The 14,670-nt window shown below is 37.6% G+C and carries 5 protein-coding genes; 1 reads left to right on the top strand and 4 read right to left on the bottom strand.

From position 1 onward, the window contains the following. Positions 1-47: 47 nt before the first annotated feature. The 4 genes from sprA to CGC52_RS04260 all read right to left on the bottom strand — a co-directional run bounded on the left by sprA (position 48) and on the right by CGC52_RS04260 (position 12,892). Entirely contained in the window at positions 48-7,100 is a 7,053-nt protein-coding gene (gene sprA / locus CGC52_RS04275; RefSeq protein WP_095893528.1) for a cell surface protein SprA, read from the bottom strand. 37 nt (positions 7,101-7,137) lie between these two features. Then, on the bottom strand, positions 7,138-7,722 hold the full coding sequence (ruvA, locus tag CGC52_RS04270) for a Holliday junction branch migration protein RuvA (protein ID WP_095893527.1): 585 nt from the start codon (positions 7,720-7,722) through the stop codon (positions 7,138-7,140). A gap of 257 nt (positions 7,723-7,979) precedes the next feature. Next, complete coding sequence (locus tag CGC52_RS04265; RefSeq protein ID WP_095893526.1) at positions 7,980-9,773, bottom strand: RagB/SusD family nutrient uptake outer membrane protein; 1,794 nt, start codon at positions 9,771-9,773, stop codon at positions 7,980-7,982. 26 nt (positions 9,774-9,799) lie between these two features. Continuing rightward, on the bottom strand, positions 9,800-12,892 hold the full coding sequence (locus CGC52_RS04260; protein ID WP_095893525.1) for a TonB-dependent receptor: 3,093 nt from the start codon (positions 12,890-12,892) through the stop codon (positions 9,800-9,802). 475 nt (positions 12,893-13,367) lie between these two features. On the opposite strand from CGC52_RS04260, the gene CGC52_RS04255 reads away from it, so the two are divergent. Beyond that, positions 13,368-14,660, top strand: coding sequence for a c-type cytochrome (locus CGC52_RS04255; RefSeq protein WP_042009090.1), 1,293 nt, complete (start codon positions 13,368-13,370; stop codon positions 14,658-14,660). Positions 14,661-14,670 lie beyond the last annotated feature (10 nt).

Below are 14,670 nucleotides of genomic sequence, written 5' to 3'. Positions count from 1 at the left end.
AATATATGGATAAATATTTAAAACTCCAAATAATCATAAATTTTTCTCTAATTAAACGTATATTTCACGGATAACCCCGTACGGATGGTTGTCATCGGGAAAGCTGTTGAAATAGCGGATTTTGAGAAATTATATCGGAAATAGTACGAAGCCAGCAAGTTTCTGCTCAACGCATATTCTGCCGTAAAATCACCAATCCAGTTGCTTTGCCCTGCGGTTACTTGGTTGTTGGTAATTTCCATATTCCGGATAACGGTAAACTCATTCAGATGCGAGAGAGTTCCCTTGAGTATCAAATCACTTTTCAAAGTGGTTCGTACGCCATTCACTTTGGTTACAAAACGTAAATCTTTGATGCGATAGCCTAATCCCATTCGAAATTCCTTACGGATAATTTCGGTTAAATAGTCGTTGTCCAAACTGATGGATATAGTGCGGTCACGATTGATTTCAAACAACGCACTGATTGAGTTTTTCATTTCCATATCAGCACGAATCAGCGGATTGAATTGTTCTACCAAAGTTACGTTGGTGAATAGTTGCTGACTTAAATAATCACCTTTAGCATTGACTTTAAACAAATTATTAGGGTCGAATTCTAAATTCGTACGGAACTCACTTAGCACATAACTCGCATTATAGCCGTGAGCTAATGAAAATCTATTAAAATATCGTTTCATTGATTCCAATCGCCCCAATCCTGTGTAGGTTATTTTCCATTCAGGAACGGGAATGTTTTTAAAGGCACTCAACGAAGTGGAATTAGCATTTCCACCTGAATAGGCCGCAAAAAACGCCGGAATCATCACCGATTGACTGGTTTTGCTGTATCCCTTTGGAAAACCTTCTTGATCAAGATTATTTGGATCGTTCAAGTCTACACCTCTTTCTGAAGCCAAACGACGTGCTATTGTGATGCGATTTTCTTTGAAACGCTCAAACGGTACAGAGTTATATTCGTCTATTTTGTTGAAAGTGGTCGCAATCAAATTGGTTGTAATGTTGAAGTTACCTACTTGATTTCCTATAAGTTTATTATATGTTAGGTTGTTTACTTCAAAGGTCTCGGTGTAATTATCGGTATACTGACGTTTTGCTTTCAAATCAATTTGCAGATCAGGAATCGGTAACAAATTGGCAGTGAATGTTAAATCACGTTCCTTTGACTGTAGGAATTGATCGTTAAAATCAACAAAATCCGTTAAATACCCTTTTTTTGCCATCTCATAACGCACATCCGCCTGACTTCCAAACATGAAACCAAAAGAGGGTTTGGTTGTACCTAAGAATCCTACATTTTGAGTATACCCTGGCAAGGTTTTCCCATTGGTTTCAGCATAATTTACGCTAATGGTTTTCAGCATCGTAGCCAACGATTTGCCTACTGACGGCTTTTCACCGCGAGGAGTTGGTTTCACTCCCAAATAGCGGTAAAACTGTTCAAAGGATGCATTGACCATCAGGTTGTGCGTATTGGCATTTTGTAAAGTATTGATATCGTGTTTTGCTAACTGCAGTAAGGTTTGCGATCCACGTTGCCAATCGAAGTCGCCTGAGTAAGTGTAATTTGCTTTCATAAAATCCAAAAATGGAAATTTGGACAGGGGTAGTTCATAACTTATTTGTAGTTTTGACAAAAAGTGATTTGGATTACCTAAATCCCAGAAATCACTCCACAAGGTTACGTTTCTGTCATATGAAGTTACATCACCATTACTGTCGTAGATGTAATAATTTCGGATAATACTATTATTTGTAGCGTTGAAACTTGCTTTCAAAGAGCGGGTTAGGTTGTAGTTTACTCCGAATTGATAATTATGTAAATAGTTACGCTGTTGTAATTCGGGTAAGGTTTTTTGCAAACTCGCGTCTACTCCTTCAAAATACACATCGCGAAATAATTGTTTTGATAATGAACGATTTACATCGGAAGAGAACATAATGCTGGTAGGCAATAAGTTAAGATTTACATCTGCCAACCATTGCCAGTATTTTTTACCCGTAAAACGTTCCGATTTTTTGAAAGGTTCAATAGTTTTATTTTCAAATCCATAGTTGTACAAGAATCCCGCTCTGACGTTTTGTTCATCTTCATAACGTAGTTCATAATCATGGTGATGCATCTCGTTATAGGCATAGTTAAACGTAAAGTTTTCAATATTGTACATACGTTTTTTCTGTCCTTCGGAAAAATTTTTCTTCACACCAATCAGATTGATTCCTTTGCGAACAGTCAGATTTTCAGCCTGTTCCCTGATAGCTTTGCGTTCTTCTGGTGTTTGTGCAATATTCAAACGATCATCGAGCTTAACATCTTGATATGAAGGATCATAGAACGGTGTAGAACGTTTTTGAGCATGATTTAAACTCACGGGGACTTGTATCTGCCATTTTTCGGGTAGTAATTTCCCTGCATTTATATTCATCACCACATCGTATTCTTGAGTGTTGTCAATTGAACGTTGGTTAGGTGTCTGGTCAACTGCACCGAAACCTACCGTATGCATACGTCCTGTAGCTGAGATGTTTAACAAATCGGCTGCATTCGCATCTAGCGCTCCGACCATTGCCCAACCACCTTTGTTGGACAATTCTGCTACCCGAAGCTCATTGAACCAAAATTCTCCACTTTGGGTATTTCCTGTAATGTTTTTCACTCCAATCATCACTGAGCGGACACTTCCTAATGAAGGATTTCCTTTGATTACATAACGATTTTCTCCTATGGTATAAGGCGTATTTTCGTTTACTACATTCAGATTGGTATCGTAATAAGTAGCGTTGTTCAGTGTTTGATTTCGAAGACCAATGGCTTTCATTTTTGTTAGTACATCCATTGACACAATTAGCTGATTTTCAGTTGGCCATATAGCCATATCAGTGTTTGCTCCTGAAGGTGTGATTTTCAATGGTATTTCTACCTGATAGTAATTTTCGTTAAAATCCGTACCGATACGCATAAATGCTACCATCTGATTGTCAGATAATGATTTATTTTGATACGCTTCTGCATGGACAAACATTTTGATATATTTGTACTGACGCAAATCCAAATTCATCACCTTATAAACAGCACGGCTATCTAAAGGCTCTAAGTTATTTACACTGTAGGATAATGATTGCTCATTCTGTTCAACCAAAGTATTGTTAGCGTTTATACGTTCGCGGTATACTCCAGGAGGCATACGATATGGAATAGGGGTACGTGTTTCATTTTCAATTAGATTCACTGAACCTATTTCCACTTGGGTGTTATCATCTGAAGGGTCGTCTAAATTAGTTTCTAAGGTTTCGCTGTAGTATCGCCAATCTCCACGAACTAAATCTAAAGTTCCGAAACGTAACAACATTTCTTGTGAAAATCCAGTCATGTACATCCGCATATGGGTAATGGAGTTCATGATGTCAATTTCTTCGTTCGGAGCTAATGGGAATTTATAACCTTCACGCACCATTTGCCCTTGAGCAATCGGAATTTTAAACTGAATCCAACGAGCGGATACGGTTCTGCCATTAGGAGCTTCCACAGCTACCGTTCTAATATCGTTTACAAAACGGTCGGAACGCGTAATATTCGGACGGATCTTCACTCGATATTCATAGTAATTATTCTCCGTATTCATAGCGAAATCCCCATTAACATCTTCAATATCAGGATTTGTAGTTGCTCCTCGGTTACTTTCAGTTACGGAAACAGGAGAATTTCCTTGTGTTCCATTGTAGTTGAAATAGCGATTCAAAATGCCTCCACCACGACTCATGAAATACTCGTAGTTGTCCAATGCAGGGTCGTTCGGAGATTCGCTTAGATTGTTATTATAGATTGAAGCCTCATCACCATCGGATAATCCGTCCAAACCAATGTCTTGTAAGGCTCTGTTCGATGAATTGGTGTCAAACGCATAGAGTAGAGACTGAGCTCCGGGTACCTTACCCCATGACGAGGAATTGACCGCTGCTGATGATGATAATCCAGGCAATCCGTTTTCATATTGCTTCCTGCCGTCCTTCAAAACGTCTTCTGAAATGTTTCCTAAGTTAAATACCAATTCTCCAGTTCCACTGTATTCACCTGAATGATAAGGATCTAACATCCAGAACTGTATATATTCAATATTACTTTCTTGAAAATCAGAATATGTTAATCCACGCATGATGCCTCCCCATTTCTCATCAGCATTGGCAGACTGAAAAGCTGGATTATTGTTGTACGAACCTTTATTATTTGGATAATATGCCAAATCCAAGGTTGTTTGTACAAGGGATTCTCCCTGAGCTACTTGCTGTTCTGGAAATATTTCTTCTAAATAGATACGCCGTGTACTATTTTTTGAGATTTCATCACCACTCACATCACTTGGTTTTTGTGCTGAATAGAAAATAGGGTCAATGGTGTACCACGCTAATTTGGCACGACCGTAACCGTTTCGCATATTTTCAGGATCTTCAGGTGAAGTTCCGTATAACCTTCGTGGAGAATTTCTTGATCCTGAACCAAATTCGAGAGGAGTACTTGCTAATTTCCATGCCAAAGGGGAACGAATGTCGATGGTTGCTTGAGCCGATTCAAAATCATCTAAATAGACGGTTGTCTCTCCATCGAAATCATCTCCTTTAGGAGTTCCGGGGACAAGGTATGCAAATTCTCCTCGTACAGACAGATTAGAGGCTACATCTGATTTTATGGTAGGAATGCGATTTACCCAACGTGTCAAAAAAGGTAATTCAGTGGAGTATGTGCCACCAAAACCAAAAATAGTGTTATTGACCGACTCTTGTCCATAGCTTGTTTTTTGGGTGAATGGACGCTCACGCAGGTTCACAACCGACGCTCCCATAATGAATTTATCACTGAATTTATGTTCGATATTCACTCCCATGAATCGAGTGGTCTGCCCACCAAAAATCAGATTATTTTCCATGGATACTTGAATCGGAATGTTTGATGCCTCCAAACTCGGATTTGTAATTTCGACCGTTCCCGACATATAGTCCACTAAATAATCAATACCCTCTTCGAGAATACGCCCTCCTGCCGTTACGGTTACTGACCCTCGAGGTACGTTGAACGCTCCTAATGAAATGCCACGCCGTCCTGAGGATTTGTAGCGTCCTTTCATTTGGAATTTATTTTTACTACCGTCCATCTGAGCCTGTGTTTTGGTATTGGCATACAAACTCGGATAGACATATTTTCGTTGGTTTTCGTTATACGTAGCAGGGTCATCGTAATTTCCACCTCCTAAGGTTTGGTGAAGAAATTTTCCAAAAGGCTCTACTTTAGTAAAAAATATCTTTCCGTACTGTTGATCAACCGTAATTCCTGGGATAAAATCAAAAAATCCGTCACCTCCAGGTTGGGGATCTTGGTATTTATTTAATCGATCGAAATTGAACAAATTTAGTAGTATTTTGTCTTCCAATCCATTATCCCAACCCGCATCGGACACTTTTGAAATATAGTTTAGCGGGGATGGATCAGAGTAGTAAATATTCATTCTGAAATCCTCAGGGTCTAATTGCCCGGATCCTAGGGAATAGACGTTTTTCATCATTAAATCCCAGATAGGATCTTTTACGTTCAAACGATTACTCTTTAACATTTTCAGTACCAACAAATTATTGGTGATAGCGTTTTGGCTTGCTGAAGTGTTGTAGGTTGTCGCTGAAATACCATCATTGGCAAATTCTCCTACTTGAAACACTTCACTCCCGTAGGTGTATTGATAAGCAACGGCCAGTACTTCATTGCTACTCAAGGCAACGTTTAGCGAAATGTATCCTAATTTTGTATCTACTTTATAATCAACCCCTTCCTCTAACTTACGAGCGTTTTCAATCACCGCATAATCATAGCCTTGGTTCACTAAATTGGAAATGGCACCGAAGCCTTGTTGTAAGGTAGCCACATCGCGAATCGCATCGGTTAACACCGAGGAACCTCCAATTTCAGCAGGGTCGAAACGGTTGGCAGCATTGGTTGGCATGTTGTTAGTTGTCGATGAAAAAAAACCTATTGGAGCATTTTGGTTGATGCGTGTGTTCAACGGATTAGCTTCTCCTAAATCCTGTAGTGCTAGTATGTTACGTATATTTCCTGTACGGTTATTACGATTTGTAACCCATACTTCCAAACGTGTGATTTGTACTTTGCTGTTAATAAAAGGATAATTTTCTAAGGCTTTATCATAATTATCACGGAAGAATTGTGCTAAGAAAAAGTTTCTATTTTCGTCATAGTCCAATGCGGTAAACTCAAATTCGGTAAGTATTCCTCCTCCCTGGGCAGTCACTGTTTTCCGTTCGGACTTTTGTTCAGAAAATACTCCTGTAATGGTAGTGCGACCGAATTTTAATTCGGTTTTTACCCCAAATAGACTCTGCGAACCGGTGATTAGAGAGTTAGACATAGGCATACTGATATTTCCTAACTCAACCTTTTGGATAATATCATCCTCGTTAGGTTCGTATTCCAACTTAAAAACGTTCTGAAAATCAAACGAAGCCTGAGTGTCATACTGAGCGTTTAATTTTAATCGTGTCCCCACTTGCCCCGTGAGTCCTAAACTGATTCTTTGATCGAAATCTAACCCATAAGTGATTCTATTTCTTGGAGTTATAGCTGGGTTGTCATTTTTATTAACGTATAAACCTAAATCAATTCCTACGTTTCCTTTAGGGATAAGGTCAATATTTCGCCCTCCAAAAATACTTTCAAATAACTCGGACTTAACATACAAATCAGGAAGCAAATCACGTTGAGCTTTATTTTTCTGCTCCTCTCCTTTGTTACCACTCAAAGCACTACTTTTTTCTCTAAAATAAGCACTTCGTTGTTCTCGTGTAATCAGCGCTTCATATTCTTCAATAGTAAGAATTTGAGGTACAGTCAAATCGGTTTCACCTAATGTTTGACGGTACACATAGCGATTCAATTGCGGGTTATAGGTATAGCGATTAGCAATGCTGGATGGTATTCGCAATCCTATTTTGGGGATATTATTCTTAGTTTGTGTTGTATCTTTCGTAATTTCTTGTCCCCAAACCGATAGGTTAGTAAGAAATGCTATGAGAAAAATATATTTTAAATATCTATTCATCTTCAAGTAGTTAGATTTGAAATAGTTCACGCTGAAGTTATAAACTTTTCAGAGCTATTTTGATAATTTGTTCAACACTAAGTTCTTCCGAATCTGATTTGATAATTTTATCTACTACTTTTTCGGCTTGTTTACGCACAAATCCTAATACTTCTAAAGCTGCTAAAGCTTCCTCTTTGTTTGTATTTGGTTGTGTAAGAGCCACTTCTTCAACATTTTGCACTTTCATCATCTTTTCTCGTAAATCCAAAATAATACGTTGTGCAGTTTTTGCTCCTATACCTTTAACACTCTGAATACTAGCAACATCTCCATTGACAATAGCTCCGCGAACTTGAGCAGCTGTCAATGATGATAGCATCATCCGAGCTGTACTCGCTCCAACACCTGATACGGAAAGCAACAGTACGAATATCTCACGCTCAGCACGGGTGAGAAATCCGTAAAGTGTATGAGAGTCTTCCTTGATTTGTAGATGAGTGTAAATTTTTATGGAATCAGCTTCAGGTAGAGCTGCAAAAGTATTTAAGGTGATGTTCACGAAATACCCCACACCGTTGCAGTCAACAACCACGTGAGTAGGGTTTTTCTCAATCAATTTTCCTTGTAACTGAGTAATCATGTTTATTTAGCGTTCAAAAAAGGGAAATTTTTGGCTAAAATAGAAAATATATTTCAATTACAAGGTAAATAATGCATTTTTAAGGTTTGATTAAGGGAGTTTTAACAGAGCGTATTAAGATCTATAATCTGTAATTCAAGTATTGTTATCACTACTTTTATAAAAAACGTCAGGAAGCTACTTTTACATTTTGCTATCATGTTAAAATGTTTTACGTAACTTCCTGACGACTGACTTTTTATCAGATTATTCAATTATTAATATCCTTCATTTTGTTTCATCAAAGGATTTTTGTCAATTACAGTTGCTGGTATAGGCATGTACATTAATCGTGGCGTCCACGTTTTTTTAGCACCAGGATTTCCTACCACATCTCGTATTTGTCCTTTCATTACAACACTTGCCGCTTGGCTTCCTTTATACCCTCCATTGCGTTTGTCATCTTCATAAAGACGAATGTCAAAGAAACGGAATCCTTCTCCTGCAAGTTCTATTCTTCGTTCAGAACGGATAAAATCAAGAGCTTCCGTTTTTGATAGGGTCTCTGGAACATTAGGCATACCAGCACGTTTACGCAACTTATTGAGTTCTGTTCTAACAGTAGCATCATAACCAGCGTTCTGCGTACGAGATTCAGCGTAAATAAGCAACATCTCAGCTAAACGCATCATTGGAAAATCGACTCCTGTTACGAAATACCCTCCTCCGTAAGCAGAAATTACATCATCGGCACCAGTCATTTTTCGGAAAGCAAATCCGCTTCGACCGTAGTTTACTATGTCTGGAATATATTCTTGATATTGATCAGGAAGAAATCTATTTACCGCTGAGAAAGGAAATATAATAGAAGCATATAGGCGACTATCTCTATTCTTATATTGTAACATATAATCTCTCGAAGGTAAATCGTTTACGATACTATGAACTGCTTCACTGTACGTTTTTTTAGGCATATTCGGTTTTATGGAATTTATTTCTGCTTTTAGTTCATTGTATTTAGTAATACGTTCGTCCATTGTTGGTAACGTAGGTTGTGTTTTTCCATCCGTCGTCCAATAAGCATCTACAAGTTCTTGAATAGGCACTATGGTTGCCCATGCTTGTTTATTAACCAAATTAGGGGTCAATAAAGCTGTTACGCGTAGCCAAGTTCCTTCTTGTTCATTAGCTATAAGCTCTTGAGCAATGATAGTTTCTGGACTATTGTCTGCTTTCCAGATGTTTTGATAGTTAAAAATTCCTTTTATAAAGGTTTCTTCACTAACTCCGTATGCAGAAAAGTCAATGAATTTTTTAAAGTATTCACCGTCTTTTTTCATATCTTCCGATAGTGAAGCTACTTCATGGAGTCTATATCCACCATTGTCAATTACATATCGAGCCGCTACTTCTGCTTGGTCATATTTCCCAAAATAGTACGCCATACGTGCTTTAATGGCATAAGCTACAGCTTTATTAAAAGTACCTTTATCATTTGAAACAGGTAAAACTTCAATTGCTTCATCCAACTCTTTGAGAACCCATTCTCTGATTTGAGTTGAAGATGTACGTGCTATCCCCTCAGGAAAGTCGTTAGTCAAGTTTGGAACGAAAGGAACGTCTCCAAAATAAAGAGTCAAACCTCCGTAGAGCCAAGCACGCATCACCCGAGCTTCATTTTTATATTTTGAGCGTATTGACTCAGAAACTTTTTGAAAGTCATCAATTTTTTCAATTACTTGATTACAAGCACGTATTCCGTTATAAAACCATCCGTACCCATAATTTTGTGCTGTAGTAAGCGTATTCGCTTGTACAGAAGCACCATTACTGTCCCAAGAATTACGTGAATATCCATTGTCAGCATATCCATCCAAGAATATAGCTGAATATCCGTTTAAAGACATGCCTCCTTTGTACCCGTATATAGAATTTCGAAACCCTACTAATAGTGTTTCATCTATTTTTGAAGGGTCTAATGAACCTTGAGGTGTTTTTTCAAAAAACTCATCCGAGCATCCTACGGCTATAAAGGTTGTAGTCAGTAGAATTATTTTTAATATATTTTTCATATTGTTGTATTTTAAAAGTGAATGAATTAGAAAGATAACGACAAACCAGCTGTATAGCTTTTTAAAGCAACACTGTAGCCTCGTCCACTCGCTACTTCAGGGTCAAAATCTTTCATACGTTTATCCCCTCTGATTGTAAAAGGATTGTCGGTAGAAAAGAATATACGTAAACTTGTAAATCCGATTTGTTTTACCCACTCATCTGGCATAGAGTAGCTAAGCGTAATGTTTTTAATTCTGAAATAGGAAGCATCAAACAACCAAAAAGAAGATCTATGGTTATTATATTTGTAGCGTTGGTCCGCAGGAGTGAATAGTTTAGGATAAATAGCTCCTTGGTTATCGGTCGTCCAGTTGTCCAACTGCCATTGACGAGGTACTGAATTATCGAAAAATGCCTGTGATGCTTCTTCACTCAAATATACCATAACATCTGTCACTCCTTGACCTAGTACGGACAAACCGAAATTTTTATAATTCAAGTCTAAATTAAAACCATACGTAAATTTAGGAACGTCATTCGCTACGATCATTCGGTCATCGTCGTTAATAACGTTATTACCATCAGCATCTATAAATTTTATCATACCTGCTTCAGGAACTTGTTTTCCATATGGAATTACCTTACCATCAGCTATGTCCTGAGTTGAGTATAATCCATCCGCTTGTAACATATAGAAATCTCCAACAGAGCCTCCTTTTCTGAAAATCCAATTGCCACTTGGTGGGAGTTGAGTAACCTTATCTCCTAAATCTTCTATCGTATTTTTGTTGTGAGTGGCGTTGAAAGCTAAATTATATGAGAAGTCTCCTATTTGGTTTGCGTGTGAAACAAGAAGCTCTATACCTTTGTTTCGTACTTTTCCTACGTTTCGAGCAGGAATCTGAGAAGAAGATAGACCTGTTTCAGTTGCAATATCATTCGCATGAACAAGAATTCCATCAGTTAAGCGGTCGTAATAATCAACATTTATTCCCAATAATCCTTTTGCGATGGAAAGGTCAAGTCCAAGGTTCGTCGTTGTTGTGGTCTCCCAAGTTAGATTTTTATTTCCAATACGTCCTTCTGTAAGTATGGTACTACTAACACCTCCTATTACGATGGTATTGTTAGAGTTATAGGTTGAATACGTGTCGTAAAGACCAATATTTTTGATATTACCATTTTTACCCCAAGAAGCTCTCCACTTAAGACCATCAATCCAAGTAAGATCCTTCATAAAATCTTCTTGTTCCATTCTCCAACCAGCTGAGAATGAAGGGAAATATCCCCATCTTCCTTCTTTGGCAAAACGAGAAGAAGCATCGGCACGGAAGTTTGCTTCAAACAAATATTTTTGATTGTAAGTGTATCCAAATCTTCCAAAATATGAATTTATATTTTCTTCCAAATAAAACGGTCCACCTTCTCCATTTGTAGGTAGTTGGTCGCTTTCTTTGATAGATCCTCCTGAGAAATCATTCATGTCGTCACTGGCAAAATTTTTACGTCTTACGTACAATTTTTTATATTGATACATATCAGCGTGTGTACCCGCTATCAGCGTAATAGAATGTAAATCATTAAAAGTTTGATCATAATTTAGCCAAGCATCGTAGTTAAATTTCTCAGAATAATTCCAATCCAGATTCATCTGGTTTTCAGCTCTTGGAGTTGCAGGGATAATTCCCGAAGAAGGATTTAAGAAACTTGGAACACCTTTTCTTCTATTAGAAAAAGAAAAACCTCTGTAATCATCGTAGTTATATCCAAATTGGTTAGTTATTTTTAGATTTTTGAAAGGGCGTAGTTCTATCCCCACAGAACCTAAAAAACGTTTCGTTGTTGAGTTTCCTCGGCCATTTTCAGCCCAAGAACGTAATGGGTTTGCATTAATTTCTTCCCCTGTAGCTTGTCGCCCGTTTCTTACTGAACCCCATTCTCCGTTCGAATGTTTTGCCACTTGCGTAGGTGGTACACGGAGAGATTCAACTAAATTAGATCCCCCACCTTCTCTGTTATATTTGCTGTAAATTAAGTTTACATTAGACGTTAATGTTAACCATGGCTTTAACTCTGCAGATGTTTTACTATTGATATTGTATCGATTAGTTGCTGTACCTGGACTCATATCTTCGTCACGTAAGAAACCTGTTCCGAATACATATTTGAATTTATCACTTCCTCCCGAAAATTGAAGATTGTGTTTAGTCAAGAAAGTTTGTTTTCTGAGTATTAAATCGAACCAATTGGTATTTGGATATCTATCAGGATCTGAACCGTCTCGATACTTTTGGATCATCTCATCAGTAAAGGTTAAATTATTTTCTGCTACGCCTGTGTTTCTCTCAGCTGTTCGATACATTTCTGCGTACTGTGCCGAATTAACCATATTTGGCAAATAGGTAGGCATTTGAATACCACTCGAACCGTCGTATGAGATTTGTAGAACCCCTGATTTTGCTGACTTCGTAGTAACAAGCACCACCCCAAAAGCAGCTTTTGCACCATAAATAGCTGCCGAAGAAGCATCTTTTAAGAATGAAACATTTTCGATACTGTTGGGATCAAGGGTGTTAAAAAAAGAAGCACTTACTTCTATCCCGTCTACTATATACAGAGGATCAGAATTTCCTATATTCCCACGTCCTCGAATGTTCAAAGAAGTTCCTCCAGGACGAGAGATAATCGTAACCCCAGGAACAGTTCCTTGTAGTGTTTTAGCGATGTTGGATGAAGGACGAGTAGTCATCTTTTTAACATCAACAGAGGCAACGGCTCCCGTTAGGTTTACTTTCTTCTGAGTTCCGTAGCCCACTACAACTACGTCGTCTAATTGTTCAGCTTCTTCTTCAAGCAAAACATTGATAATCAATGTTTTACCCCCCCCTGTAACTTTTTTACTCTGCGTATGGAAGCCCATAAAGCTGAACTCAAGTACATCGCCTTCTTGGGCTTGAATTTCATAATTTCCATCGAAATCAGAACTCACCCCTCGGGTTGTCCCCTTTACTAAAACATTTGCACCTGGTAGTGGCACGTTGTTCTGGTCGGTAATTTTACCGGTTACCTTTACTTGTGCTAACAAAGGCGAAGTCAAAAACGCTAGCACAAATAGCATTAATACGTGTTTATACATTTCTTTTATGTGTTGGTTTTACCCCACAAAAGTATATAAAACTCGAAACAAAACAAAAGTTTAAATGTTAATTTTTTTGATTTTATTTTATTTAATTCATATATAGTTGTTTAAAAATATACTTCCCGTTTTTTTCTTATAGCCAAATTTAATTATCTCAATACAAATATGATTAATATCATTTCTTAGCTTATAGAAATAGAAAGAAAACACATTTTGTTAATCTTAAAAAAAAATAAAATCATCTTTAAAAAAATCTTTGTTCAAATATTTTGTTAAAGAAATAACAGTTTTTAAAGTGATTTGTTTCTTTAAAAACTTTCTTAAAGAAATGTAGTTTATTTAGAATTTATATAAATTGAAATGAAACAGAATAACTTTTTTTTGTATTTTAAGAATATGTTATACTTTTGTGTCTTGAATCAATAAATGTTTAGAGTTCAACTATCGAAATATTAGATAATATATTTTTAATATGAAAAAGGTTAAAAACCATAACTTGTTTGGTGTCAGTGTTTTCTCTATTTTACTGACATTCATGTTTTCAACTTCGGCTTTTGCACAGGGCGATCCAGCTAAGGGAGAGACTTTGTTTAAGGCAAACTGTATGGCTTGTCACCAGTTGGATAAGCGTACTATTGGACCTGCCTTGGGTGGAGTTACTGAAAGGAGAACCACTGAATGGCTTCATGCGTGGATCAAAAATAGTGAAAAATTGATTGCCTCAGGAGACGCTGATGCTAAAGCTATTTTTGAGGAATTCAATCAAGTACCCATGGCACCCTATGAAGACATTTTATCAGAGCAAGATATAAATGACATCTTAGCGTATACAGCTAATCCGCCAGTAGTGGAAGAGGTAGAAGAGGAGGTGTTTGTTCCTGTGGAACGCCCTGAGGTTGTTGCCGAAAGATCGCTCATCTACTTTATCACTATTGTTGGTATACTTGCAATTATTGTTGCGTTGATTGTTATTTTGTCGGTGTTGAATATGGCTTCCAAAGTTATTGCTGAAGGAAACATTACAACGGAAGAGTTTTCAAAACGTAAAGAAGGTTTCTTGGTTAGAGCATTTGCCGAAAATCCGTTCTTTGTACTGACTACGGTAACAATTTTGTTGTTCGGTTCAACCTATGCAATGTATGGATACTTTATGCAAGTAGATGTTAACCAAGGATATGAACCTATTCAACCGATTCACTTCTCTCACAAAATTCACGCAGGAGATAACCAAATTGATTGTAAGTTGTGTCACTCTGCAGCTCGTGTGTCAAAAACAGCGGGTATACCATCTTTAAATGTATGTATGAACTGTCATGAAACCATTTCAGAATATAAGGGTGAGCCAGATATGGTTAATGGTTATACACGTGAATTCTATTCTAACGAGATTAAAAAATTGTATGACGCAGTAGGCTGGGATGCTCAGAACTTCAAATATACAGGAGAGACGAAGCCAGTACGTTGGGTACGTGTTCATAATCTACCTGATTTCGCTTACTTTAACCACTCGCAACACGTAACAGTGGCGGGGTTGGATTGTCAACAATGCCACGGAAAAGTAGAAGAAATGGAGATCTTACATCAACATGCTCCATTAACAATGGGATGGTGTGTGGACTGCCACAGAAAAACCGAGGTGAACACTGATAATGGATATTATGAAAACTATAAAGAAGTTCACGCAGAGTTGGCTAAAAAACTTAACGTAGAAAAACTTACTATCGCTCAATTGGGTGGTTTGGAATGTGGTAAGTGTCACTACTAATTTTCGATTT

The sequence above is a fragment of the Capnocytophaga sp. H2931 genome, from assembly GCF_002302535.1.
Classification (GTDB): domain Bacteria; phylum Bacteroidota; class Bacteroidia; order Flavobacteriales; family Flavobacteriaceae; genus Capnocytophaga; species Capnocytophaga canis.
The sequence above is the reverse complement of the archived record's forward strand: the minus strand, read 5'-3'. Positions and strand labels throughout refer to the sequence as shown.